Here is a 23,616-nt window from a genome sequence, read left to right on the forward strand (position 1 = left end):
CTCGGCTGTGCCGCTAAGGCAGAGGCCGGTCTACTCAAAAATCAGTGTTCCCATGCCTCATACCCTAACCAAGTCCCGGCAGATTTGTGAACCCCTCACCTGCAGCTTCTTCCTGCTCCACCAGAATTCATCCTCGGCTAGCATGGCAAACGTGACCCGGAGAGCATCCATCGCCACCACTCTGCGTGCCGCCGGCTGCGTTTTCGCAGAGGATGAAGCACGACTACTCATCGATGCCGCCCACCATCCGGACCAGCTCACCCACATGGTGGACCAACGCCTTCGAGGACTCCCCTTGGAACACATTGTGGGGTGGGCCGATTTCTGCGGGACGCGCATCGCCGTGGAACCGGGCGTCTTCGTGCCGCGCCGTCGCACGGAGTTCGTGGTGCGGGTGGCGGCGATGATCACCAAACCCGGAGCCGTCGTCGTCGACCTTTGCTGTGGTTCCGGGGCGATAGGTGCAGCACTCAACGATCTCCTGGGGAGCTGCGAACTGCACGCGACGGACGTCGACCCCGCGGCGGTTCGGTGCGCGCGCCGTAACGTTGAGCCTCGTGGCGGCCGCGTCCATCAAGGGGACCTCTACGCTGCACTCCCCCGGGAACTGCGCGGGAAAGTGGACGTGCTGCTCGCGAACGCGCCCTATGTTCCAACGGGGTCCATCGCGATGATGCCGCAGGAGGCACGCCTCCATGAGCCGCGGGTAGCGCTCGACGGCGGTGCTGACGGTTTGGATGTCCAGCGTCGGCTAGCGCTTGGCGCGGCTCAGTGGCTGGCGCCGGGTGGGTCCATCGTGATGGAAACCTCGGAGCAGCAGGCACCGCGGACCGTCCGGCTCCTGAACGAGGCGGGGTTGCTCGCGGAGGTGGCCTCGGACGAAGAATTGGATGCAACGGTGGTGCTCGCTGCGCAAAGGTAACCCCTCAAACCATCAGCTTTTAGGCCCGAATCCGGCCTGTTAAGTGGGCTCCGCTAAACAATTTGGTAACAACGTGCTCCGGAGGGCAAAAATGAGCCCGGATCCGCATGATTGCAGGGCAAGAGCGGGCAATGAGATGCAACACAGCTAGGCAATTTGCACTCTCATATGACCCAAAAATCGGATCTCAACTCGGGTTTTCGTGCAAAAACCCGTAAAATTGAAGGCCTGCCCAGAGCGGGGCAGCAGAAGTCGCAAGCAAATGACCTCCCTAGGAGAACCCCAAATGCCCACAGACCAAAGCAACACCGTCTCTCCGGATGGCGCAAGGAACGCCTCCGGGACCCAGGTATTGGCAGGCCCCACCCCGGCCGCCACGAACGCAGCAAATGCAGTAAAGAACGCAACGAAGAAGCTTCGCCCGAAGCGCCGGCTGAAAGAGTCCGACGTCAACGTGGTGAACAAGCCGATGCTACGTAAAGCACTCGGAGGCACCATCGTCGGCAACACCATGGAATGGTACGACGTCGGCGTGTTCGGCTACCTCATCACCACCATGGGCCCTGTCTTCCTGCCCGAAGCAGACCCGTCGGTCCAAACACTCTTCCTTCTGGGCACCTTCGCCGCAACCTTCATCGCGCGTCCCCTCGGTGGCATCGTGTTTGGTTGGCTTGGCGACAAGGTGGGCCGTCAGAAGGTCCTCGCAGCAACACTGATGCTCATGGCGGCAAGTACGTTCGCCGTCGGCCTCCTTCCCGGCTACGCGCAGATCGGCATCTGGGCCGCCGCGTTGCTGGTGATCCTGAAGCTCGTCCAGGGCTTCTCCACCGGTGGCGAATACGCCGGTGCCACAACCTTCGTTAGCGAGTACGCCCCGGACAAGCGCCGCGGCTACTTTGCCAGCTTCCTTGATATGGGCAGCTACATTGGCTTCGCCCTCGGTGCAGCCCTGGTTTCGGTCCTGCAGCTCACGCTCGGACAGGCAGCCATGGAGGAATGGGGTTGGAGGATCCCGTTCCTGATCGCCGGTCCCTTGGGCCTCATTGCCGTGTACTTCCGTAGCAAGATCGAGGAATCACCCCAGTTCCAGGCAACCCTGGACGCCCAGGAAGCCTCTGCCAAGGACGCGGCATCTCAGGATGCTGCCGTCGCCAAGGGACCCATTGGCATCATCAAGGCTTACTGGCGCCAGATCGTGCTGGCCATGATCCTCGCGGCCGCCGCCAACACTGTTGGTTACGCCCTGACGTCGTACATGCCCACGTACCTCACGGATTCCAAGGGATACGACCCCGTCCACGGCACGCTGCTGACCATCCCGGTCCTGGTGATCATGGCTGTTTGCATTCCACTGACCGGTAAGCTCTCCGACCGCATCGGCCGCCGTCCCGTGCTGTGGATCGGCGCAGGCAGCACCATCGTCTTCGCCATTCCGGCCTTCATGCTGATCGGCATTGGCGACATCTGGTCCACACTGGCCGGCCTCGCACTGATCGCCTTCCCGGTGACGTTCTACATCGCCAACCTGGCTTCGGCCCTGCCCGCCCTGTTCCCGACGTCCAGCCGATATGGCGGAATGGGCATCGCTTACAACTTCTCAGTTGCGATCTTCGGCGGAACCACGCCGTTCATCGTCCAGGGCCTGATCGAAGGCACTGGCGACGACATGATGCCGGCGTACTACCTGATGGCCACGTCCGTTGTGGGCGCAATCGCCATCTACTTCCTGCGTGAATCCGCCCAGCGCCCCCTGCCGGGCTCCATGCCCAGCGTGGACACCCAGGCCGAGGCACGTGAGCTCGTAGCAACGCAGGACACCAACCCGCTCATCAACCTGGACGAGATGCCGTTCGACGGCCAGCCGATTGATGACACAGTGTTCGGCAAAGGCAACAAGGACCTGACTCCCGCTTAGGAACTCAATGCCTGCAACTTCTGCGCAGCGACTCAGTTAGTTCGCGGCAGCTTGCCGCGCACCGTAGCCACCACCTCAAGGCGCTCTTCTTGAGGTTGGTGGCTACGGCTGTTAAAGCCCCAACTGGGCCTGCACCGCCGCGCCAATGATCCGTGCACCTTCCGGAAAACCGCCCGGATTCGGGCCGGCGTAGTTGAGCCGGATGTATGGCCCTTCCGGTTCCGCAGGGAACCACTCCGTGCCCGAGGCGATGAGCACCCCGGCCGCTTCGCAATCCTTGGTGAGCTGATCGACGTCGAACCCGTCCGGCATCCGCAACCACAAGTTCAAACCGCCTTTTGGCAAGTGGCTGAGATGTGCCTGCGGAACATGCTCGCGGAGGCTGGTGACCAGCAGATCTCGCCGCGACTGCAGCTGATGACTGAGGCCGCGCAGGTGCGTGTGCCAACCCGGCTGCGTGACGACGTCGAGCGCTGCTGCCTGAAGCAGGCCGCTGACGTACATCGACTCGGCGGCCTGCGCCCCCATGATGCGTTCGCGTGCCGGACCTCGCGCTATGACGGCTGCGACACGGATGGACGGCGAGACGCTCTTGGTCAGCGAGCGAATGTAGACCACATGCCCGGAATCGTCTTTGGCGGCGAACGGGACCGACGGCGCGGTGATGCCAAAGTCGTGCGCCCAGTCGTCCTCCACAAGGAAAGCTCCGTGCCGCTGGACTATCCGGAGCACCTCTTCCCCCCGGTCGGCCGACCACTGCGCTCCCGTGGGATTGGCGAAGTTGGGCTGCGCGTAGAACAGCCGCGCGCCCGATTCCTCGAAAGCCCGGTCCAGTTCTTCCGGGTCGGGACCATCCGGGCCGCTCGGAACAGGTATGACATTGACGCCCGCCTGGCCCGCCGCCAGCAGCGCACCCCAGTAGCTGGGCGACTCCACCAACAGCGGTTGGCCGTGCCCCACCAGACCTCGGAAAATCGAGCTGAGTCCGCTCTGGCTACCGGGAAGAACGACGACGTCGCTCGGCTGGGGCGGCGTGACGCCCACCGGCGTTGAGGTACTGAGTTCCTGCGCGAACCAGGTCTGGAGTTCGGGAAGTCCTTGCGCCGGCGGCCGGGACAGGGCAGCGTCTCCCCTTGCGGCCCGTGTGAGGGCGGCGCGGACGAGTCTTTCGGGGAGGAGTTCGCGGTCCGGGTATCCGGAATGGAATGCGATGACGTCGTTGGTAGCGCTCCGCATGGCGCCAGAGGTCAGTGGACGCGCGACTTGGGCTGCCCGCAAGGCTGCTGTTTGCCAGCCGTAGTCAGAGGGCCTGGCCGTGCGGTAAGCCCGGACGAAAGTTCCAACGCCGGGCCGACTCTCAATCAGGCCCTGTGCCGTGAGTGTCCTGAGGGCCTTCTGAACCGTGACGGGGCTGGCCTGGTACTCAGCAACGAGTTGGCGCGTAGATGGCAGTTTGGCTCCCGGCGCAGCCCCTGCGATCCATTCTTTTAGTCGCGAGACGATTCGGGAACTGCTATCGTTGTTCATGAGTCCTAATAGTAGCGCTACTACACTTTTACGGCCAGTGGTATCCACCAAGACATCGACCGGTATCTGGTGGGGCCTCCTTGGCGTCGTCGCTTTCTCCTTCACTGTTCCACTGACACGGGTGGCTGTGGAAGGAATGTCACCCCTGTTTATCGGTGCTGGCCGGGCAGTCGTTGCCGCCATCCTCGCGGCCCTTGCCCTCGCGCTGACTCGACAACGGTTGCCGCGCGGCCGGCAATGGATTCGCCTTGCCGTGGTGGCCGGGGGAATCGTGGCCGGATTCCCGCTGCTGACCACGTTCGCGTTGACCAGCACTTCCGCCAGTCACGGAGCTGTGGTCATCGCGCTACTGCCCGCAGCCACAGCGACTGTAGCGGTGATCAGGGGACGGGAACATCCTCGTCCATTGTTCTGGGTACTGACAGTGGTGGGCGTGATCGCCGCGGTGGTATTCGCTTTGGTTCAGTCCGGCGGATTTGGTGCGCTTCACTGGGCGGACCTTCTGCTGCTGGGTGCCGTGGTGGCTGCCGCCATCGGTTACGCAGAGGGCGGGCTGCTGGCCCGGGAACTCGGTGCATGGCAGACCATTTCCTGGGCGCTAGTGGTGGCCGCGCCAGTGATGATCCTGCTAACGGTGGTATCGCTGGGCTTTGGCGCACCTTCTGCCACTCCCGTCCAGTGGTTGTCCTTCGCGTACCTGGGAGTGGTGAGCATGTTCCTTGGCTTCTTCGCCTGGTACCGGGGCCTGGCCATCGGACCCATGGCGCAGGTCAGCCAGATCCAGCTTGTCCAACCGGTCATGAGCATCGCCTGGGCCGGGCTCCTGCTAGGTGAGTCGATGACGTGGACCACCGTGGTGGGCGGCCTCGCGGTGATCCTGTGCGCCGGCGCTGCCGTTCGCGTCAGGCTCAGGAAGTAGGAACCCGTGTGCCCGTTGCGACTCGGCGAGCGCAACCGATGTGCAACGGGTGCGGACCTCGTAGAATCGGCGCATGCGTGAGGTTCCGGTGGGGTCAATCCACCATCTTGAGATCTGGGTGCCGTTCCTTGACCGGGCAAGGGAAGAGTGGGGCTGGCTGCTGGGTGAGCTGGGTTATGAGCCATTCCAGGAGTGGCCCACGGGGTGCAGCTGGAAGCTTGACGGCACGTATGTGGTGGTGGAGCAGACTGATGCAACCACCGCCACAAGCCACCGACGCACTGATCCCGGGGTCAACCACATAGCCTTCCACGCCGGGACCCGGGAGAACGTGGACAGGATCCGGGCACTCGGGGCGGATGCCGGTTGGTACGAGATGTTCGAGTCGAAGTATCCGCACGCCGGCGGGCCGGACCACTACGCGGCATACCTGCTCAACACGGACAGTTATGAGGTCGAGTTGGTGGCAGGCTAACCCGACCGGCTGGGTTACTTGGGCGGAACTGCCGGGCGCCACATGGCTACGCGGGGCCAGCGGGTCAGGCCCAACTCAGCCTCGTGCTCCATGAGGCGGGTCAGCTCCGGACCCCAGCCGCCGGCGTCGAGCACTTCGAAGCCGAGGCGGCGATAGTACGGGGCGTTCCACGGCACGTCCCGGAACGTGCTCAGGGTTTGCCGCTGCATCCCGTGTCCGCGCGTCCATACGCGCGCGGCATGCAGGAGCTCACGGCCCAGGCCTTGGTGTGCTTGATCCGGATGGACACTGACCTGCTCCACGTGACCGTTGCCGTCAACGATGTCCGCCAACAGGTACGCCACCGGGTAGTCGAGCCCATCGACGGAAACCCAGGCGCGCCCGGCCGTGGCATAACTGTTCAGCTCATCAATGGACAGGGGCTCGTCGTCCGCGACGGACTCCATTCCCAGAGCACGGAAAGCCTCGCCCGCGGCACGCTCGATGTCCTGCAGAATCAGCAGGTCGTCCGCGTGCGCGAGCCTGATCATTGCCGCGAATCCAGGGCAGGAGGGGTTGGGGCCACCAGGAACGCGTTGCGCTTCTCAATCAGGTTCTGCAGGTATCGGGCCAGAATCAGCTTCTCCACCAAACGGCCAAGCGGGCCGAACGGTGCAGCGAATTCCACGGTATCCACCATGAGGGTCCCGCTGCCGTCCGGCCGGAACTCATGCGTGTGGCGCAGGTACTTGAAAGGGCCCTTCACCTGTTCATCAGAGAACGACGACGGCGCCTCCATCCGCGTAATGCGACTGGTCATGCGGAACCGGACTCCGAGGTGCCATGCCTGCCAGGTGACAGTCTCACCTTCCGAAATGAGCCCAGTGGTGACGCCGCCGATTGCCTTCTCCCGGCTCTGCGTCATGGACCCTACGTGGGCATCGATGTTGCGGGAAAGATCAAATAGCTCCTGCGGTGGCATGCTGGAGCGGGTGCGGCAGACGAAAGCGACGGGCATACCTTGATCTTCCCAGAACTTCCTCCGTCCGCGCGCCCAAGTCCCCTACGGGTTGTGACCGGGCTAATGGCGGCCTGGGCCGCGATGATGCTAATTTCCAGAGACAAGCCCTGACCGATTGGTGGTGTTCCCGCATGCCCGCACTCATCTCGCACGCCCGTGAACTCCACCGGATGGGTCCTGCCAACAACGACCACCTCTCGGCTGTACGGGTGGCCTTGAGCGTCGCAGTGCCTGGCTTGTTCCTCATTCTCATCGGCCGCCCGGACCTGATGATGTACGCCGTATTCGGTGCACTAACCGGCATGTACGGCCGCAACGAAACGCATCAGCTCAGACTCAAACACCAAGCCCAGGCTGCCCTGTTCCTGGTTGGCGGACTCACCATCGGGGTGTTTCTCTCCGTCAACCACATCCAGTCCTGGTGGTTGGTACTCGTGGCAACCTTCTTTGCGGGCGCCGGTTCCCTCTATGCGGACGCCGTACGCCTCCGGCCCATAGGCCCGTTCTTCGGCATCCTCGCCTTGGGCGCCTGCGCCTCCGTCCCAACCAACGTGCCATTCACGACGGCGGTACTCATCGGTGTCGCGTCCGCCGCCTTTTCCTTGGCGGTGGGTTTTAGCGGCTGGTTCCGGCGACGCACGTGGGTGTCCGGGGCAGGCCGCGATGTTCCCGTCCTTCGCGGCCCGCAGCGCCAGGCCGCGTTGGTCCAGGCCGCGTTGGTCCATGCTGCACGCTATTCGCTCGCGGTCGGCGTGGCCGGGGCCATCGGGGTGCTGAGCGGCAGCGGCCACCCACATTGGGCCATGGCCGCCGCGGCTGTGCCCCTCGCAGGAGCCGACCTCCCAAGCCGCGTCCACCGAGGTATCCACCGCATCGTGGGGACGTTCCTCGGGTTGGGGATAGTCGCCGTCGTGCTTTTCCCCAGTCCGCTATCGCCTCTGCAGTACTTCCCGGGCCAAACCGCACTGGTGCTCGCTGTGCTGGTGGTTTTGTGTCAGTTCCCCACCGAGCTGTTCATGGCACGGCACTACGGTTGGGCCATGGTGTTCTTTACTCCCGTGATCCTGCTGATCGCCCAACTCGCTGCTCCTATGGACCCAGGCGTGCTGGTCATGGAGCGTGCCATCGAGACATTTGTGGGGGCCGTTGTTGGGATCGCCGTGGCGGTGCTGGTGCGGGCACCGCGGGGCCGGGTCAGTTTGTAACAGGGGCAGTTCGTAACTGTTTCAGTTCGTAACTGTTTCAGTTCGTAACGACGAGGATGTTCGGGTGGATTTTCGTCAAGCCACTCGACTCAAGCTCATGGGTGTCATAGTCGTCGGCAACCAAAACAGCAGATTTCTGGTCGGGACCACTGATTCTCAGCATCTCTCCCTGGATGGAATCACTGCAGCCGCTATGCGAGAAGTATGGTTCCGCAGCTTCTACGATCAAGCAGGACGGGCGGCCCTGTTTGCCCTGCCCCAAGTAGTACTTCTTCCCGTTCGCTTCAGCGACCAACAGCACCTTTTCCAGTTCGAATTGCTCGAGTTTCAGGCCCGTCGGCGGAGTGTCGGTCTCCGTCGCCTCTCGCTCCAGCGCCTTGAAGCCCGTGTTGCTCGTTCCGGTGCAGCCGCTCAGTAGAAGTCCGCTGACAACCATGGCCACAATGAATGCCAAGGATTTATTCCTCACAGCACTGCCCCCTCAGGCTCGAATGAACTGTCATAGTAACCCGGACCTCAGATTTACGGCTCGAGCGGACGCCGGGGTGGGCCCGAGGTGAGCTTCGCCGGCAGGATACGTGCAAAGAAACTGACCACTTTGTACCGTCGCGTAGGGATGGAGACACCCTTGCCCTTGGCGTTGTCCTCCAGCCCCTCGCGCACTACACGCTCGGCTGTGAGCCACAAGAACCGGGGAGCAACGGTTTTGTCCATGCCCATACGGTCGTGGAATTCGGTGTGGGTGAAACCTGGGCAAACAGCGGTGACCTGCACTCCGGATTTCGCGTAGGTGATGTTGGCCCACCGACTGAATGTCACTTGCCATGCTTTGGCGGCGGAGTACGTACCCCTGTTGGCGAACGCTGCCACGCTGGCGACGTTGATGATCCGCCCCTTGCCGCGTGCCAGCATGACTTCAAGTGCAGCGTGGCTCAATTCCATGGGTGTCTGGACGTGGAGTCTCAGGTGGCGACGTTCCTCGTCCAAGTCATTCCGTTCGAACGACTTCAACAGCCCGATGCCCGCGTTGTTGACCAGGACATCCACAGGCCGCGCAGCGTCCCGCAAGCGGTCAGCGACTGCCGAGACGCCGACGTCGGTGGTTAAGTCCGCGGGAAGGACCTCCGCCGAGATACTGAAGTCGCGCTCAAGTTCCTCGGCCTTCTCTTTGAGGCGCTCTTCATCGCGGGCTACCAGGACAAGGTGGTGTCCGGCTTCGGCAAGCTGGCGGGCGAATTCTGCACCGAGCCCGGCGGTGGCGCCGGTAACCAAGGCAGTGAGTTCGTTGGCTCGAGTGGTCATGCGCCTAGACTAGCCCCTCCCCTTTTCCCCGCGCCGAGATGGCACCTAATACCCATGTCTGCGAGCAGGATTGGTATTAACTGCCACCTCGGCGCAAGGGGATGTGCCGGTTGTCTACGCGAACTGGGTGATGTGCAGGCTGTTGAGCGTGGTTGAACAGCCTACCGAGTAAAGGGAGACGTCGTTGCTCGTCAAGGACGGAAAGACTAGTTCCGTCATGGTGACTTGGCCGCCTTGAGCAAATACCTCCACTGAACAGCGGTCCACGAAGAGGGCGAGTTGGTACTGACCCTCCACCAACCGGATGGGGGCGGTGTCGATGGATGCGAAGGCTTCATGGAAGTCTGTATGCCCCGATTCGCGGCGGTCGACGACCAGGGTCCCCTCGGCAGGCCGAATACCAATGCGGGTTCCTTGCGAACCCCCGCCTCGGACAACGAGCCCGAATTCTTCGGCTGCTCCTGGCGTCCAGGAAATGTCAAGGCGTTGGACCGTTCCAGCCGCACCGTCAAGAATCGTGGTGCCCGCCGGGATGGTGGTTTCAGGGAGGTTGAAGTTTGAGACCGAGCCACTTACGGCAGCCCAGTCCCCCACCGGCTGCTGCACCAGGTGCGTCTCGCCGCCGATTGTTTGGAGTGTCAGTTCCCGGACCAGTGACATGGGGCTTCGCCATGATGCCGTGGGGAGTTCGTTGACGTATTGCCAGTTGTTCATCCACGCGATCATCAGGCGTCGGCCCTCTGGTGCATCGCTGAAGGAGACGGCGGCATAGTAGTCCCGGCCCCAGTCCAGCCACTGGTATTCGCCCAGCCTCTCTGGGTCCTGAAGACCTTCGGTCACTGTGGTGGCTGAGGTGAACGTGGCGCCGTCGAAGTCACCTACGAAGTACTGCCCGGCCGAGCCGCCATTTGGACCGCCCGGGTTCAGGTTGACGGTGAGCACCCATTTGACGTCCTCGGGGTCGCCGTCGACGGGCAGGGGGAACAGGTCCGGGCATTCCCAGATCCCTCCTGTCGCGTTCGCAGGACCGAAGGTGCTCAGGTACTCCCAGTTCCTGAGATCCCGGGAGTTGTAGAGGAGGACTTGGAAGTCCTGCGCTTCAACGGCCACCATGACCCAGTAGCTGCCGGCGTCACCCTCGTAGCGGAACACTTTAGGGTCGCGGAAATCAGCTGAACGGCGGTCCAGAACGGGATTCTCTGCGTATTTGCTCCAGGTGTATCCACCGTCGAGGCTGTAGGCCAGTGACTGGGCCTGAATTCCTTCGAACCCTGACGTGGCTTTGTAGGCGCTTGTGTAGATGGCTACCAGGGGTGCTGTTCCGTCCTTGCCGAAGCCGCTGGTGTTCTGCCTGTCGAAGACGATGCTGCCGGAGAAGATGTCTTCGTTCTCGTCACAGGCGATGGCGACGGGATGGTCAGTCCAGCTCACGAGGTCGGTGGACGTAGCGTGGCCCCAGGACAGATTGGCGTGCTCGCTGCCGAACGGGTTGTTCTGGTAGTAGAGGTGGTAGGCGCCGTCATGGAAGATGAGGCCGTTGGGGTCGTTGAGCCAGGTGCCTCCGGTGCTGTAATGAAGGGCGGGCCGGAAGATGTCGGTTGTCGTGGCGGCGGCGGCAGTCATGAAAGTGAGTCTCTTTCTTGGCAGGTGATTTCTGCAGTTCTCGTGGGAGTCCCGCAGACGGAAGAGCGGTCAAGGTGGAACCGGCGCGCTGGGCGCCGGTTCCACCTTGGGTGTTGGCAGTTAGGAGTTCTTCTTGAAGCGGTCGTAGGCCGCCTGGTAGACCTCGATCATCTTGTCGACTCCCACGTTCTTGAGCTGGGTGACGTAACCGTCCCATTCCTGCTCGATGCCGCCGGAGACGATCCACTTGGCGGTGTTTTGCTTGACGAGCGAGGTGACGTCGGTCTGGACGGTGCTGATCTGCTGGAGCTCTTCGTTGGACAGTGCCACGGGCGGGTAGCCGTCGTTACCTGCGAAGGGCTTGTAGTTTTCAGTGACCGTCTTTTGGCGGGCCGCGGCGCGTGGTTCGGGCGCGACGACGGACGTGAAGTTCTCGGCGGTGTTTGCCTTCGGTCCGCCCGGGGCGACCTTTTGGCGGCGTTCGCCTTCGCTGGTTCCGGCGGGCGCCGGGATTTGGGTCAGGATGCCGCTGGCGTCCTTCTGGAGGGTCTGACCAATGGGTCCCCAGTTGGCCTGGGCGGACTGGATGGGATCGTACAGGTTGTCGGCCCAGCGCATGGTGGCTGCCGGGTATTTGTTGGCCCGGGTGATGGCGAATGCGCCGCGTGCGATTTCCTGGTTGTTGGACTGGCTGGCGATTCGCTTGCCGTCGACGCCCTCAAGGACGGGCACCAAGGCGTAGTCGCCGGCGCGGTCCGCTCCAACCATTTCAGGAATTTCCCACCAGACAAATGAGCCGAGGTTTTCCGTGGCGGCCTTGCCCTTGGCCAGATAGGCTTTGTCGTCCTGGGAGAAGGACTCCGGGTCAATCAGGCCCTCCTTGTACCACTCGTGCAGGGTTTGGATCGCCTTCTTGTAGCCGTCCTGGGTGGCTGTGAAAATGACCTTGTCATCCTGGACGATGCGATGGTCCAGGTTGTCCGGCACTCCGCCGAGGGCAGCGATCAGGTCCACAATGTCACCGCACCACGAGCCGGGCATGAAGCTCAGGGGAATGGTTTTGCCTGTGCCGGAGGCGTCCTGGGCTTTGAAAGCCACCAAGGCGTCGTGGAACTCATCGATGGTCTTGGGCATGGGGATGTTGAGCTTCTTGAGCCAGGAGGTGTTGATGGCCAGTTCGTTGGGGAACTGCACCAGGCCGAGCTCTTCCACGGACGGCAGGGAATAGATGTGCCCGTCCGAAGAGGTGATCGCCGCCTTGATGTCGGGGCGTTCGGAGAGGAGTTTGGACAGGTTCGGCGCGTTTTTCTCGATCAGTCCTTCCAGCGGGATCAATGTGCCGCTGGCGGAGTATGTGGCGATCTCGGCGTCCGTCAAACCTGTGTTGAAGAACGCGTCCGGCAGGTCGCCACTGGCCAGGATCAGGTTCTTCTTTTCCTGGAAGACCGTCTCGGGAAGGTTTTCCCACTCGATGTGGACGTTGGTGGCCTTTTCCCATTCCTTGACTACGGTCATCGTGTTGTAGTCCGGAGCCAGGGCCGCCTTCGTCCCGGAGAACTTCAAGGTCAGCTGCTTACTGACAATGGGGAAGCCTTTTTCCTGAAAGCCGAAGTCTGCGGAGGCATCTTTGATCTCCGTGGTGCCCGAGTTGGAGCCCGAGCAGGCGGTGAACGTCAACGTTCCGGCCAGCACGGCCCCAAGGACGGCGAGTTTGCGGCTGATTGCCATGGTCATTCCTGTTCTGAGGTGTTTTGGATGAAGTCCGGGGGCCCGAATGCCTTGGACAGTTTCTTAGAGGTGAGCGATTATTTGACGGCGCCGATCATGGCGCCCTTGGTGAAGTGCTTCTGCATGAATGGCAGGGCAATCATGAGTGGCAGGCTCGAGACGACGATCATGGCGTACTTGGTGAGCTCTGCGATCCTTTGCGCTGCCGCATAGGATTCGATGTCCCCGCCGGTTGTTCCGGTGGAGGAGACGTCTGACTGGATCAGGATGTTCCGCAGCACCAGCTGCAGCGGGTACTTGGTGTCGTCGTTGAGGAAGATCAGCGCATCGAAGAACGAGTTCCAGTGGGCCACGACGTGGACCATGATCATCAGCATGATCAATGGCTTGGATAGTGGCAGGACCATGTTGAAGAAGAACTTGAAGTCCGTTGCCCCGTCCATCTGGGCAGCCTCGCGCAGTTCGTTCGGGATGGTGTGCTCAAAGAATGACCTGGCGATGATCAAGTTCCAGACGCCCACGGCTCCCGGCAGAACCACTGCCCAAATGGTGTCCAGCATTCCCAGGTCCCGGACCACCAGATACTTGGTGATGAGTCCGCCGTCGAAGAACATGGTGATCACGAACAGGAGCATCAGGATCTTACGGCCCGGCATGTCCTTCCTGGACAGCGCGTAGGCGCCGCACAGGATGGTGGTAACGCTGATGGCAGTTCCCAGGACCGTGTACATGAGCGTGTTACCCAAGCCGTTCCAGATCCTGCTGTCAGCGAAGATCCGTTCGTAGCCCTCGGTGGTAACTCCGGAAGGGAACAGCCAGACTTTCCCCTCATAGACGGCATTGGGGTCACTGATGGAAGCGATCACAATGAAGTAGAGCGGGTAGACCACGGCAAGGATGGACAACAGCAGCACTGCCGTCGCGCCAACGTTGAAGACGCGATCGCCGTATTTGTCGCGCAGCGTCTGCTTGCGGCGCCCCGGGTTGGGAGCACGGTTGGCCTGGTGGATGGTTGAGGGTTCGGTTGTCAGGGACATTTCGGCATCACCACAGGGTCGCTTGGTTGGCCCGGCGCGCGATCGTGTTGAAGACGAGCAACAGCGCAAGGTTGAGGAGGGAGTTGAACAGGCCAATGGCGGCCGAGTAGCTGAACTGCGCTTGCTGCAAACCAGCGTGGTAGACGTAGGTCTGGATGATCTCTGATGTGGACAGGTTCAACGGTGTCTGCATCAGCAATGCCTTTTCGAAGCCCACGTTCAGCAGGTTGCCGATAGCCAGGATGAAAAGGATGGTCACCACCGGCATGATGCCCGGCAGGTCGATGTGGCGGATGCGCTGGAGCTTTGACGCACCATCCACCTTCGCGGCGTCGTGAAGTGCGGGGTCGATAGCGGCCAAAGCTGCGAGGTAAACGATCATGGAGAACCCCGCGTTCTGCCAGACATCCGAGATGACGTACACCGGCCGGAACCACTCAGCCGAGCCCATGAAGAAGATCGGCTCGCCTCCGGTGAGTTGGATGGCGTTGTTCACCAGCCCTGACCGCGGCGACAGGATCACGAACATGATTCCCACCACCACAACCGTGGAAATGAAGGCCGGTGAGTAGAGCACCGTTTGGGTGAACTTTTTGAACCTCTCGCTCTGGAGCTGGTTGACCAGCAGAGCCAGAATGATGGGGATCGGAAAGGCCACCAGAAGGCCCAGAACCGCAATCCAGAGAGTGTTTCCCACCACCTGGCCGAACTGGTAAGAGTTCACGAACCGGACGAAGTGGTCCAGCCCCACCCAGGGGCTGTCCGTGAAGCCATCCACCGGGTTGTAATTCTTGAAAGCAATCTGCACGCCATACATCGGCCAGTATTTGAAAACCAGGATGTACACAAGAGCAGGCGCTAGTAATACGTATAACTGCCAGGCCCGAAAAATGCGGCGGAGGCGGAGCGAAGCAGAAATTTTTCGTTGCGGAACTTGCGGCACCGGTGCCGCAGACGGACGCCCGCGTTTCGCCGGCATAGTGCGGCTCATGGCATCTCCTTAGGGTGTGTAACTGACTTTCGTTCAACAAGGGGGCACTCCATCAGCTCCACCCGACCGTCGGGTTCGGCGCCTTGGAGGATGAGTTCAACGGCGCGCCTACCCATGGCAACAAAAGGCAGCTCAAAGGTTGTCAGCCCCGGACGAAGATGGGGCGCAACGATGGCCTGGTTATCAAAACCCACAATCGACACGTCGTGGGGAATCGAAAGCCGAAGATCGGCCACTGCCTGATAGGCGCCCCACGCTGTGCGGTCGTTGGCGCAGAAGATTGCCGTAGGCCGCTTTGGGGCGGTCATCAGCTCCATTGCATACTTGTAGCCGTCGTCCTCACCACCCCGGCCGAAGCGCACCAAGGCCGGATCTACGTCCAATCCACTTTCTTCAAGAGCGCCCCTGAAGCCCTCGTAGCGACCCACTGCGGCGGGGAGGCCACTTTCGAGCAATTCGATGTTGATCATCCCAATACGGGTATGCCCGGCATCGATCAAGTGACGTGTAGCTGAATAGCCGCCGCTCACCTCATTGGGCGCCACGCTGGGAAGCTGACCGTCCCGGTCCTGGGAATTCAGTACCACCGAGGGGACACCGGCCAGGGCTTTGGGCACCTCCAGCAGCCGGTGGTACATGGAGCCATAAACGATGCCTGCCACATTGTAGGAAAGCATGGCATCCAGGGAGGCGGCTTCAAGTTCCTTGTCCCCGCCGGTATTCATGGTTACCAGAAGGAGCCCATCCTCCCAAGCGCGCTCTTGCGCGCCTTCGATGATCGCCCCGGCAAAGGGGGATGTTGCCACGGAGTCGCCGATGAAGCCCACCATGCCGGCAAGTCCATCGCGAAGCATCTTTGCGTGGGCGTTCGTGCGGTAACCGAGTTGCGCGACGGCATCTTTGACCTTGCGTCGGGTCTCGTCGGAGAACCGCGACCCGCCCGCCGAGTTCAGCACCAGGGAGACAGTGGCTTGCGAAACACCGGCAGCAGCAGCAACATCGTGCATGGTCGGCTTGGAATGCGGCTTCGACTTAGCCATGGGGCACCTCCTTGGGCCGTTCCAACATACGGGTTATTCGTATTAGTTATTCGTATAACGGGCCTAAATGTATCCCGCGTCACGTTGGAGTGTCAAGGGTTAGGGAGCACCCGCTCTGCCGAGGTGACAGTTCATACCCATGTCTGCGAGCAGGATTGGTATTAACTGCCACCTCGGCGGAGTGATTAGGCGAACTTGGCCAAGGGGTTCGCCAAGCGGCCCGCCATCTGGAGCCCACCGGAGGGATCTGAGATGTCGAGCATTTGCTGGTTGTTCCGGAGCTGCAGGCGGTTGAGGCAGGAGAGCTCGAAGTCCGGGGCAAAGAGATCGTGCATGGCGAACTGGTCTGCAAGCTCCGGGTGGCGCTGCTGGTATTCCCGCAACACTGCGGCCGCGGTTCCCCAGAATTCGTCCTCGCGCAGCGTCCCGTCCTCCACCAGGAGGGCTCCGAGGAAGCGGAAGATGCAGTCGAACACGTCCGTGAAGATGGCCAGGACCATTTCCTCGGCAGGGATCTCAGCCTTGACGCGGGAAACCTCCTCCGGAAGTTCCAGCCGGTCCCCCATGACTACGATTTCCTCGGCGATGTCCTTCATGATCGCCCGGACGGGCACACCGTTTTCGAGGATCAGTATGACGTTCTCGCCGTGCGGCATGAACGCGAGCTCGTACTCATAGAGGCAGTGGACCAGCGGTACAAGGTAGGCCTCGAAGTAGCGCCGAAGCCACTCGGTGGGTGCCAGGCCGGAGCGCTGAATCAGGGCAGTCACTACCGATTCTCCGGAGGAGTCCACATGCAGCAAAGACGCCATGGTGGCCAGCTGCTGCCCGTCCTTGAGCAACGGCAACGGACTTTCCCTCCACAGGGCCGAGAGCATCTTCCGGTAGGGGGACCCCTTGGCCGAAGCAGCCTCGTAGTAGTGGTTGTGGTAGCCGATGGCCGCGGTTTCACGGATCATGGTCAGGCCCCGGTCCTGGAGCTCCCGGTCATTGCCGATCAATTCCTGCAACCAGTCGTTGATAGCCGGCGTTGCCTTCATGTACTGCGGAGAAAGACCACGCATGAAGCCCATGTTCAGCACAGACATGGCCGTCTTGACGTAGGCCTTTTCCGGATAGTCGGTGTTGAAGAACGTACGGATGGACTGCTGCGCTTGGTACGAATCTTCACCGGTGCCAAGGTTCACGATGTGGCGTTGCGCGATTTCTGCAGCGAACGTCACCGTGAGCTTGTTGTCCCACTGCCAGGGGTGGACCGGCATGAGGAGGTAGTCCTCCGGATCCAGTCCGGATGCAGACAGTTCCGCGTTGAACCACGCAAGAGTCGCGGGCCCAAGTTCGGCCTCGAAGTGCGTCCGGTAATCCAACCCTGCACTGGAGGTGAATACTGCCTTGCTGCGATGCACGGCGATCCACTGCAGCTTTATGGCTGCGCCGGTTTCCGGTGCAAATGCATGGTAGTCGGCGATCCCGAACCCAAGCCGGCCGTTGTTGGCCACGAAGCACGGGTGGCCCTCGGTCATGCTGTGCTCAATGGCTTGGAAGTCAGCGGCGCGGTCAGTGCCGCCGGTGATGCCCGCAGCCAATTGGGCCGAGCTAAACGGCTTGCCCTGCTTATAGGCGTGGCTGGCCAGCGTGCTGCTGATTTCCTCAAGGTACACAGGCAGCATTTCCTGGCGGATGGCCAGTGCCTCATGGAACTCGGCAATGAAGTCCAAGGCATCCACAGGGAGCTCTTCCCCGTCCCGCACCCGAACGATGGATTCCGCGGATACGGACCAGTGCTCCAGTTGCAGCAGCCGGGCGCGGAAGCGGTATTCAGTAGCAGCGTCATCGCTCACTACCTTGTACAGACTGACGCCGGCTTCCTCCGCGCCGATCACTTCCGGCACCAGGATGCGCTCATGCGAGAACTCAGCGATCGCCTTGCGGACCAGATGCCGGTTGGCGATGGCCCAGCGCTCGGGGGTCAGGTGCGACACGGAATCAACGGCGGTGATAGTCGCGTTGTCGGCAGTTGTGGTCACAGGGATTCTCCTCTGGTCGCCGCGGCATGCGCGGCCAGAATTGGGGTCAGGGTCGCCAGGAAATCCTCGCGGGTGCAGAAGCTGAGCAGCCCCTGCTTGTGGTCTTCGGCAGGGTCGACGGCGGGAAGGGTCACCACGCCGTGCGGCCGGAAGCCCACTTTCTCGTTCAGGACATGGATCTTGTGGTTGCGGGCGTCAGGCTCGACGACGACACGCCGGGTTGCCGGGTCATCGAAGAGTTCCGTCATGACGGACTGCATGACGGCGGTGGTGAAACCAGACTGCGGCTCCCCGTTGGGCGGCGCCACCAGAAGGTGCATGCCGACGTCACCGCGCTGGACCTCGTAAACGTCCGCCAACGGCGATGACTCGGGGCGGTACCGCTCCATCAGGAAGGCGGGGACGCCGTCGTCGAGCCCCAGGAACGCTTGGTGATGGCCGGACTCGGCGATCCTCGAGTACTCCTCCACAACGTCCTGCTCAGTGGCCGAAACCATGCCCCAGAACCGCGCATATTCTTGGCTGACCCAGCTGTGGAGGAGGGGTGCGTCCGCTAAGGGATCAACGGGCCGGAACGTGAAGCTCATACCGCGGCTCCAGCGGTTTCGGGGACGGCAGCAGTCATGGGAGCCGGAGCGCCGAACTGCTGGAACGCGATGCTGCGCTCGATCGGGTAGACCTCACGGCCGGTGATTTCACGCAGGATGCAGGAGTTGCGGTAGGCGGCCATGCCGAGGTCCGGGGTGACGAAGCCGTGCGTGTGCAGCCCAGCGTTCTGGACGAAGATTTCGCCGGGTTCAACGCCGGTTCCGTAATTGCGCTCGACGTCGAAGCGGCCCTTGGCGTCACGACGGACCCGATCCTGGATGCCTGCCAGGAAGGCGGGCTCCTTGTACGTGTAGCCGGTGGCGAGGACCACGGCTTCGGATTCCAAGGAGTAGCCCTGCCCGTGTTCCTCGTGGTGCAACCGGAGTGTATGGGTGCCGGTGGTGGCATCCCACTCTGCAGCGGTGAGGGAGGAGTGCGTGTGCAGTTGGGTGTCCACCATTCCGGAGAGGCTCTTGGTGTAAAGGAGATCGTAGATGTCGTCGATCAGGTCCGAGTTGATGCCCTTGTACAGGTTCTTCTGGCTCTTGATCAGCGAATCACGCTGCTCGCCCGGGAGCGAGTGGAAGTAGTCAACGTACTCCGGCGAGGTCATCTCCAGGGTGAGCTTGGTGTACTCAAGCGGGAAGAAACGGCCCGAACGGGTGACCCAGTTGAGCTGGTAACCGTAGACATCGATTTCCTGCAGCAACTCGTAGTAAAGCTCCGCGGCACTCTGGCCGCTGCCCACGATGGTGATGCTGCGCTTGGACTGCAGCTCGCTCTTCCTCGACAGGTAATCGGCATTGTGGAGGACAAGTCCACCGGCGTCCACTATTCCTGCACAGGAGTCCGGGATATACGGAGAAGTCCCGGTGCCCAGGACCAGCTTGCGGGCGCGAAGCACCTCAGCACCCGCCGGCCCCTGCACCGAAAGCCGGTACACACCGTCGTCGTAGGTCACATCCAGCACATCCGTGCTAAAACGCACGGACTCAAGCTGGCCGGCCACCCACTGGCAATACTGGTTGTACTCGGCACGCAGCGGGTAGAAGTTCTCGCGGATATAGAAACGGTACAAGCGCCCGGTCTGCTTCAGGAAGTTCAGGAACGAGAACGGCGACGTCGGGTCGGCGAGCGTCACGAGGTCCGCCATGAACGGGACCTGCAGGTGCGCCGGCTCCAACATCATGCCGGGGTGCCAGTCGAAGGACTCGCGGCGGTCCAGGAAAACGCAGTCGAGGTTTTCCACGGGCTCGCTCAGCGCGGCCAAGCCCAGGTTGAAAGGCCCGACGCCGATGCCTGCGACGTCGTAAATCTTGCCATTGTCTTGGGTGCTCACGCTGCGGCCTCCGTGGTGTTCGCCAACAGGTTGTCGCCCGTCCGGCGGATAAGTTCGATGATTTCCTGGATGTCCCTCAGGCTCGCCTCGGCGTTGAGGAGGGTGAATTTGAGGTAGTGCCGGCCAGCGACCTTGGTGCCGGCAACAACGGCCTGACCGGAAGCGAAGATCGCGGCGCGGATAGCCGGGTTGAGAACGTCTGCAGCATCTTCATCGAGGGCTGCGCCGTCAACCACTGGGCGGTAGCGGAAAACCAAGGTGCTCAGCTGGGGTGGGGCAGCGAGCTCGAACTCAGCGTCATCAGCCAACAAGGTTCCCACCCGGGCGGCGAGGTCGATCGCTTCGTCAAAGAGTGCGCCGATGGCGTCTGCACCCATGATGCGGAGGGTCAGCCACAGCTTCAGGGCATCGAAGCGGCGGGTGGTCTGGATGCTCTTATCCACCTGGTTGGGGATCTCTGCCTTTGCCGCGCTCTCCGGGTTCAGGTAGTCCGCGTAGTAGGTGACATGCCCCATCATGGAGCCGTTGCGGACCAGGACTGCGCTGGAGCTGACGGGCTGGAAGAAGGTCTTGTGGAAGTCCACTGTGACGGAATCCGCCAGGTGGATCCCGTCCAGGAGGTGACGGTGCCTGCCGGAAACGATGAGCCCTCCACCGTAGGCGCCGTCCACGTGCAGCCACGAATCGTACGCGCGAACCAACGCAGCCATTTCGGACAAAGGGTCAACCGAACCGAAGTCCGTAGTCCCGGCGGTGGCCACAACCGCCATCGGCACCAGTCCGGCGTCGTGCGCTTCCGCCAAAGCAGCCGCGAGGGCGGTGGGGTCCATGCGGTGGTCCCCGGTGGTGGGCACTGCGATGACGGCATCGAAGCCCAGGCCCAGCATTGAAGCGGACTTCTGGATGCTGAAGTGGCTGTCCACGGACGTGAAGATCCGGAGGCGGTCAAGCAGGTGCGGCAGGCGCGCGTCCCCATTCGCGGCCCGCAGCTTGGCTACGGCATGATTCCGGGCGATCAGCAGAGCCTGGAAGTTGGACTGGCTGCCACCGGACGTGAACACGCCATCGGCGTCTTCCGTGAAGCCGATGCGTTCCGCCGTCCAATCGATAAGGCGGCGCTCGATCATGGTGGCACCGGCGCTCTGGTCCCAGGTATCCATGGAGGAGTTCACCGCCGAGAGCACTGCTTCACCTACCAGGGCCGGAATGACAACCGGGCAGTTGAGGTGCGCCGCGTAACGGGAATCGTGGAAGTAGATGGCGTCCTTGAGGTAGAGCTCATCGAGCTCTTCCAGCGCCGCAGCCGTGTCCGGAAGCGGGCGTTCAAGATCCACTGCACCAACCTTGGCCTTCAGTTCAGCATGCCCGACGCCGGTGAACGGCTGGGCTGTCCGCTGAACTTTGGTTGAGACCGCATTGACCCCCTGGAGAACCTGAGCGACGTAACTGGGTGAATTTCGTGCGTTGAACAGCTGGTTTGTGGCAGCGAGGGCCAGTTCCACTTTGGAGCCAAAATCCTGCTCCTGAGCGATCCGCTCTTCGACACTAGGTGACGTCACGTCAGCTTCCTTCCATTGCGTTGGGGCGCTTGTTAGCAAGGTAAGCCTTACTTAGGTAATCCTTTCCGTCAAACTTTTGTGATGTATTTCGCTGAGAAGGCGGTTTCTCGTGCCTGCGCCGCGCGGATATACGTCATTGACTTTTGTTCGGGACCGCTTTGGGTGCAAAATATGGCACTCTTTCCGGGACCGAAGGCTCGTTGGGCCGCGTGTACACGGCCTGCTGTCTTCCGGTCTCCAGGGGGTAGAGTGCTAGGACTATCCGCTGCCCACGGTTGGGGGACCACATGAAGGACCACGCCCACGAGCGAATCGGCTTCCGCGAAATCGACGAGCATGGCAACACCCAGCCCGCCGTTAGCCCCCACGTGCCGGAGACCGCGGGCCCGGAACGCAAGCGCGTCCAGCTCAATCCATTCATCATTGCCTTGTGGGCCCTGGACGCCGGCTTGGCATGGTTTGGACTATGGGCCCTTACGACGGCGGCCAGCGCGATAGTGAGCACTGCGCAAGCTCAGTCCGCCGAATCAGCCCAGACAGCCCAAATAAACTTCATCATGCTCTCCAACGCACCCTATGCACTGCTGGCTGCGTTGCTGATCACTGCCGCCCTCCTCTTGTGGCATGCAGTGCAATGGCAAAGAAAGCGGTCCCTGCTTCCCTAGCGAACCGGTTCCCCAGGGAAGGGAACGGCAGGTTACTCGTTCTCCGGTTCGCCCACGGGCTTTTCCGCGGGCCAGTCGACGTCCTGCTCGTAGCCCTCGTGCTTCGTCAGGTACGCGGCGATGTAGGGGCAATGCGGGATGATGCGCTTTCCGGAGGCCACCACGTCATCCAGCGCAAAGTGCGCCAGTACTTTTGCGAGGCCTTGGCCGTTGAACCCGGGTTTCGTTTCAGTGTGAATGAAATCAATATGACCGGGCTTGTCCATGAACTGGGAGACCACGGCCAGCTCACCGTCCACGTGCAGCTCATAGCGGTGAAATTTGTCGTTGCGCACCGTGGTGACGCCAGCTCGGAACGACTCTGCCAGTGAATCCGTGTACTCGGTCATGTTTCGAGATTGGCACGTAAATCCGGCTCTGGCAACGTGCGCCACCGACCCCCGCGGAATTCAGCGCCTTCCTGCGTGGGCCGCGTCAGCACCGGCGTCGGAACCCTGCCAAGCAAGAGGACCGAAAGGGCAAAGCACGCCGCTCCCCCACCCAACAGGGCAAGGGTCAATCCGTTGAAGGCGGCGTCCGCCAGCGGGACCAAAACCACGACGGCGGCGGTCACCACAGCGGTACGTGACGGTCCCCGCGCGTGGCTGGCCGCCGTCGGTCGGTTCTCCAAACGACCAAAAAGCCACACCACCGGGACCAGCAGGGTCAGCACAGCGAAGAAGACTGGAATCCGCGCCCACCACCACTCTGCAGTCCCTGCGAATGGCTGGGGCACATCGGTGAGCAACAGCAACCCGGACATGCCCACCAGCAGTGGAAGGTGCCAGAGATAGACGGTCATGGAACGCCGCCCCGTTACAGCTATGACTACCTGGACCCATCGGAGGTCCGCGATCCACCGAATGCCCTTGTGGAGCAGTTGAAGCGTCGCCGCCTGGGAAATGCCCAAGAGAAGCAGGCAAAAATTGGGCGGATTAAGGTTTACCACCATGTTCCCCGGATACACGGCCACGCCGGTCACCAATCCCAGCAGAAGGTTGCTGGAAACCACGGCGCCAAGAAGCCAGCTGCGACTACGTTTCTCGAAGAAGCCATCGGCCATGAGGAATCCCAGTTGCTGGACAGCGCACCACACGAAGATCATGTTCGCGAACGCCACGACGGGGACAGCGCCGCGAAGGGAATCCACGGCGATGATCAGTGCCACCAGCACAGCGAAAGTCAGCAGAGGCACGCGTTCATGAAGCCGGGCCATGAGCGGGATGCTGAGTTGGGCCGTGAGGTAGGCCGCCAGGAACCACAGGGGCATTGCGGCCCCGGCAGTCATCAACTGGATGACTTGCGGGTGGACACCAAGCAGCAGCGCGACCCATAGCCCTCCCCACATGATGGCCAACACAGCCATGGCCGGGCGGACCAGTCGCAGGAGCCTTAACTGGGCGAAGTCGAAGCCGTTGCCGCCGTGCGCTTTCAGGCGCCGCCACGATTGCAGCCCGGTCACGCCGCCCAGGACGAAGAACAGGGGCACAATCATGAGCCCCCATGCCACAGGGGTGAACCAGCTTTGCTCCATGAGCACGTTCAGGGTGCTGACAGTGCCGTCCTTGTGCAGGACAGGGCTGACCATCATGCAGTGCGCCGCGACGACCAGGAGCAGGCAGGTGAAGCGGACAAGGTCGATCGCCGGGTCCCGATGCACAGCCCTTTCCTGGCTGGCGGGAGGATGCGCATCCATCTCCATGGTTCTCCCTACA

Annotated in this window: 22 protein-coding genes; 6 read left to right on the plus strand and 16 right to left on the minus strand. The window is 61.9% G+C overall.

The genetic code is table 11. The annotated features are described in order from the left end of the window. The first annotated feature begins 52 nt into the window (after positions 1-52). Together ACZ881_RS06735 and ACZ881_RS06740 are read left to right on the plus strand one after the other, a co-directional pair. Positions 53-922: a putative protein N(5)-glutamine methyltransferase gene (locus ACZ881_RS06735; protein WP_476113512.1), complete on the plus strand. Its 870-nt coding sequence runs from the start codon at positions 53-55 to the stop codon at positions 920-922. A gap of 286 nt (positions 923-1,208) precedes the next feature. Further along, a complete protein-coding gene (locus ACZ881_RS06740; RefSeq protein ID WP_091464689.1) occupies positions 1,209-2,837 on the plus strand; it encodes an MFS transporter in 1,629 nt (542 codons plus the stop codon). A gap of 111 nt (positions 2,838-2,948) precedes the next feature. On the opposite strand, the gene ACZ881_RS06745 is transcribed toward ACZ881_RS06740, so the two are convergent. Next, complete coding sequence (locus ACZ881_RS06745) at positions 2,949-4,364, minus strand: aminotransferase-like domain-containing protein (protein ID WP_476113515.1); 1,416 nt, start codon at positions 4,362-4,364, stop codon at positions 2,949-2,951. On the opposite strand from ACZ881_RS06745, the gene ACZ881_RS06750 reads away from it, so the two are divergent. Both ACZ881_RS06750 and ACZ881_RS06755 read left to right on the plus strand, forming a co-directional pair. After that, complete coding sequence (locus ACZ881_RS06750) at positions 4,363-5,283, plus strand: DMT family transporter (RefSeq protein ID WP_091464685.1); 921 nt, start codon at positions 4,363-4,365, stop codon at positions 5,281-5,283. The two genes, ACZ881_RS06745 and ACZ881_RS06750, sit on opposite strands and share 2 nt — an antisense overlap. A 73-nt stretch (positions 5,284-5,356) precedes the next feature. Continuing rightward, a complete protein-coding gene (locus ACZ881_RS06755) occupies positions 5,357-5,758 on the plus strand; it encodes a VOC family protein (RefSeq protein WP_476113519.1) in 402 nt (133 codons plus the stop codon). A 14-nt stretch (positions 5,759-5,772) separates the two neighbouring features. On the opposite strand, the gene ACZ881_RS06760 is transcribed toward ACZ881_RS06755, so the two are convergent. After that, a complete protein-coding gene (locus ACZ881_RS06760) occupies positions 5,773-6,288 on the minus strand; it encodes a GNAT family N-acetyltransferase (RefSeq protein ID WP_476113522.1) in 516 nt (171 codons plus the stop codon). Then, on the minus strand, positions 6,285-6,755 hold the full coding sequence (locus ACZ881_RS06765) for an SRPBCC family protein (RefSeq protein WP_178992923.1): 471 nt from the start codon (positions 6,753-6,755) through the stop codon (positions 6,285-6,287). The genes ACZ881_RS06760 and ACZ881_RS06765 overlap by 4 nt, the downstream gene beginning before the upstream one ends. A gap of 134 nt (positions 6,756-6,889) precedes the next feature. Here ACZ881_RS06765 and ACZ881_RS06770 point away from each other — a divergent pair, with 134 nt between their 5' ends. Further along, entirely contained in the window at positions 6,890-7,963 is a 1,074-nt protein-coding gene (locus ACZ881_RS06770) for an FUSC family protein (RefSeq protein ID WP_476113525.1), read from the plus strand. 37 nt (positions 7,964-8,000) lie between these two features. Here ACZ881_RS06770 and ACZ881_RS06775 read toward each other — a convergent pair whose 3' ends face one another. From ACZ881_RS06775 to ACZ881_RS06825, 11 genes are all read right to left on the minus strand, one after another. Continuing rightward, positions 8,001-8,417, minus strand: coding sequence for a hypothetical protein (locus ACZ881_RS06775; protein WP_476113527.1), 417 nt, complete (start codon positions 8,415-8,417; stop codon positions 8,001-8,003). A 68-nt stretch (positions 8,418-8,485) separates the two neighbouring features. Then, positions 8,486-9,265: an SDR family NAD(P)-dependent oxidoreductase gene (locus ACZ881_RS06780; RefSeq protein WP_178992921.1), complete on the minus strand. Its 780-nt coding sequence runs from the start codon at positions 9,263-9,265 to the stop codon at positions 8,486-8,488. 114 nt (positions 9,266-9,379) lie between these two features. Continuing rightward, entirely contained in the window at positions 9,380-10,888 is a 1,509-nt protein-coding gene (locus ACZ881_RS06785; RefSeq protein ID WP_476113530.1) for a glycoside hydrolase family 32 protein, read from the minus strand. A 120-nt stretch (positions 10,889-11,008) separates the two neighbouring features. After that, positions 11,009-12,616 carry an ABC transporter substrate-binding protein gene (locus tag ACZ881_RS06790; protein WP_476113533.1) on the minus strand — a complete coding sequence of 536 codons (1,608 nt, stop codon included), beginning with the start codon at positions 12,614-12,616 and terminating at the stop codon, positions 11,009-11,011. A 77-nt stretch (positions 12,617-12,693) separates the two neighbouring features. After that, positions 12,694-13,653, minus strand: coding sequence for a carbohydrate ABC transporter permease (locus ACZ881_RS06795; protein WP_091464669.1), 960 nt, complete (start codon positions 13,651-13,653; stop codon positions 12,694-12,696). Between the two features lie 7 nt (positions 13,654-13,660). After that, a complete protein-coding gene (locus ACZ881_RS06800; protein WP_256870471.1) occupies positions 13,661-14,644 on the minus strand; it encodes an ABC transporter permease in 984 nt (327 codons plus the stop codon). Continuing rightward, positions 14,641-15,684, minus strand: a complete 1,044-nt coding sequence (locus ACZ881_RS06805; protein ID WP_256870470.1) for a LacI family DNA-binding transcriptional regulator — start codon at positions 15,682-15,684, stop codon at positions 14,641-14,643. The genes ACZ881_RS06800 and ACZ881_RS06805 overlap by 4 nt, the downstream gene beginning before the upstream one ends. 185 nt (positions 15,685-15,869) lie before the next feature. Beyond that, positions 15,870-17,711: an IucA/IucC family protein gene (locus tag ACZ881_RS06810; protein WP_476113537.1), complete on the minus strand. Its 1,842-nt coding sequence runs from the start codon at positions 17,709-17,711 to the stop codon at positions 15,870-15,872. Continuing rightward, positions 17,708-18,298 (minus strand): GNAT family N-acetyltransferase, encoded by a 591-nt coding sequence (locus ACZ881_RS06815; RefSeq protein WP_476113539.1) that lies wholly within the window; start codon positions 18,296-18,298, stop codon positions 17,708-17,710. Before ACZ881_RS06815 ends, ACZ881_RS06810 begins: the two co-directional genes overlap by 4 nt. Further along, positions 18,295-19,638 (minus strand): lysine N(6)-hydroxylase/L-ornithine N(5)-oxygenase family protein, encoded by a 1,344-nt coding sequence (locus tag ACZ881_RS06820; RefSeq protein ID WP_476113541.1) that lies wholly within the window; start codon positions 19,636-19,638, stop codon positions 18,295-18,297. The genes ACZ881_RS06815 and ACZ881_RS06820 overlap by 4 nt, the downstream gene beginning before the upstream one ends. Next, on the minus strand, positions 19,635-21,197 hold the full coding sequence (locus ACZ881_RS06825; RefSeq protein ID WP_420179755.1) for a pyridoxal phosphate-dependent decarboxylase family protein: 1,563 nt from the start codon (positions 21,195-21,197) through the stop codon (positions 19,635-19,637). Before ACZ881_RS06825 ends, ACZ881_RS06820 begins: the two co-directional genes overlap by 4 nt. Positions 21,198-21,484: 287 nt before the next feature. On the opposite strand from ACZ881_RS06825, the gene ACZ881_RS06830 reads away from it, so the two are divergent. Then, on the plus strand, positions 21,485-21,862 hold the full coding sequence (locus ACZ881_RS06830) for a hypothetical protein (protein WP_476113544.1): 378 nt from the start codon (positions 21,485-21,487) through the stop codon (positions 21,860-21,862). A 32-nt stretch (positions 21,863-21,894) separates the two neighbouring features. Here ACZ881_RS06830 and ACZ881_RS06835 read toward each other — a convergent pair whose 3' ends face one another. Together ACZ881_RS06835 and ACZ881_RS06840 are read right to left on the minus strand one after the other, a co-directional pair. Further along, the gene (locus ACZ881_RS06835) at positions 21,895-22,251 is read right to left on the minus strand and encodes a GNAT family N-acetyltransferase (protein ID WP_476113546.1); all 357 of its coding nucleotides are present in this window, start codon (positions 22,249-22,251) and stop codon (positions 21,895-21,897) included. Then, positions 22,248-23,603 carry an acyltransferase family protein gene (locus tag ACZ881_RS06840; protein WP_476113548.1) on the minus strand — a complete coding sequence of 452 codons (1,356 nt, stop codon included), beginning with the start codon at positions 23,601-23,603 and terminating at the stop codon, positions 22,248-22,250. Before ACZ881_RS06840 ends, ACZ881_RS06835 begins: the two co-directional genes overlap by 4 nt. Positions 23,604-23,616 lie beyond the last annotated feature (13 nt).

The sequence above is a fragment of the Paenarthrobacter sp. TE3676 genome (assembly GCF_056279165.1).

What these genes read in the sequence shown, in the direction of transcription:
- ACZ881_RS06735 (WP_476113512.1), top strand. Translation starts at nt 53, where the DNA reads ATGCCTCATACCCTAACCAAGTCCCGGCAGATTTGTGAACCCCTCACC.
- ACZ881_RS06740 (WP_091464689.1), top strand. Translation starts at nt 1,209, where the DNA reads ATGCCCACAGACCAAAGCAACACCGTCTCTCCGGATGGCGCAAGGAAC.
- ACZ881_RS06750 (WP_091464685.1), top strand. Translation starts at nt 4,363, where the DNA reads ATGAGTCCTAATAGTAGCGCTACTACACTTTTACGGCCAGTGGTATCC.
- ACZ881_RS06745 (WP_476113515.1), bottom strand. Translation starts at nt 4,364, where the DNA reads ATGAACAACGATAGCAGTTCCCGAATCGTCTCGCGACTAAAAGAATGG.
- ACZ881_RS06755 (WP_476113519.1), top strand. Translation starts at nt 5,357, where the DNA reads ATGCGTGAGGTTCCGGTGGGGTCAATCCACCATCTTGAGATCTGGGTG.
- ACZ881_RS06760 (WP_476113522.1), bottom strand. Translation starts at nt 6,288, where the DNA reads ATGATCAGGCTCGCGCACGCGGACGACCTGCTGATTCTGCAGGACATC.
- ACZ881_RS06765 (WP_178992923.1), bottom strand. Translation starts at nt 6,755, where the DNA reads ATGCCCGTCGCTTTCGTCTGCCGCACCCGCTCCAGCATGCCACCGCAG.
- ACZ881_RS06770 (WP_476113525.1), top strand. Translation starts at nt 6,890, where the DNA reads ATGCCCGCACTCATCTCGCACGCCCGTGAACTCCACCGGATGGGTCCT.
- ACZ881_RS06780 (WP_178992921.1), bottom strand. Translation starts at nt 9,265, where the DNA reads ATGACCACTCGAGCCAACGAACTCACTGCCTTGGTTACCGGCGCCACC.
- ACZ881_RS06785 (WP_476113530.1), bottom strand. Translation starts at nt 10,888, where the DNA reads ATGACTGCCGCCGCCGCCACGACAACCGACATCTTCCGGCCCGCCCTT.
- ACZ881_RS06790 (WP_476113533.1), bottom strand. Translation starts at nt 12,616, where the DNA reads ATGGCAATCAGCCGCAAACTCGCCGTCCTTGGGGCCGTGCTGGCCGGA.
- ACZ881_RS06795 (WP_091464669.1), bottom strand. Translation starts at nt 13,653, where the DNA reads ATGTCCCTGACAACCGAACCCTCAACCATCCACCAGGCCAACCGTGCT.
- ACZ881_RS06800 (WP_256870471.1), bottom strand. Translation starts at nt 14,644, where the DNA reads ATGAGCCGCACTATGCCGGCGAAACGCGGGCGTCCGTCTGCGGCACCG.
- ACZ881_RS06805 (WP_256870470.1), bottom strand. Translation starts at nt 15,684, where the DNA reads ATGGCTAAGTCGAAGCCGCATTCCAAGCCGACCATGCACGATGTTGCT.
- ACZ881_RS06815 (WP_476113539.1), bottom strand. Translation starts at nt 18,298, where the DNA reads ATGAGCTTCACGTTCCGGCCCGTTGATCCCTTAGCGGACGCACCCCTC.
- ACZ881_RS06830 (WP_476113544.1), top strand. Translation starts at nt 21,485, where the DNA reads ATGAAGGACCACGCCCACGAGCGAATCGGCTTCCGCGAAATCGACGAG.
- ACZ881_RS06835 (WP_476113546.1), bottom strand. Translation starts at nt 22,251, where the DNA reads ATGACCGAGTACACGGATTCACTGGCAGAGTCGTTCCGAGCTGGCGTC.
- ACZ881_RS06840 (WP_476113548.1), bottom strand. Translation starts at nt 23,603, where the DNA reads ATGGAGATGGATGCGCATCCTCCCGCCAGCCAGGAAAGGGCTGTGCAT.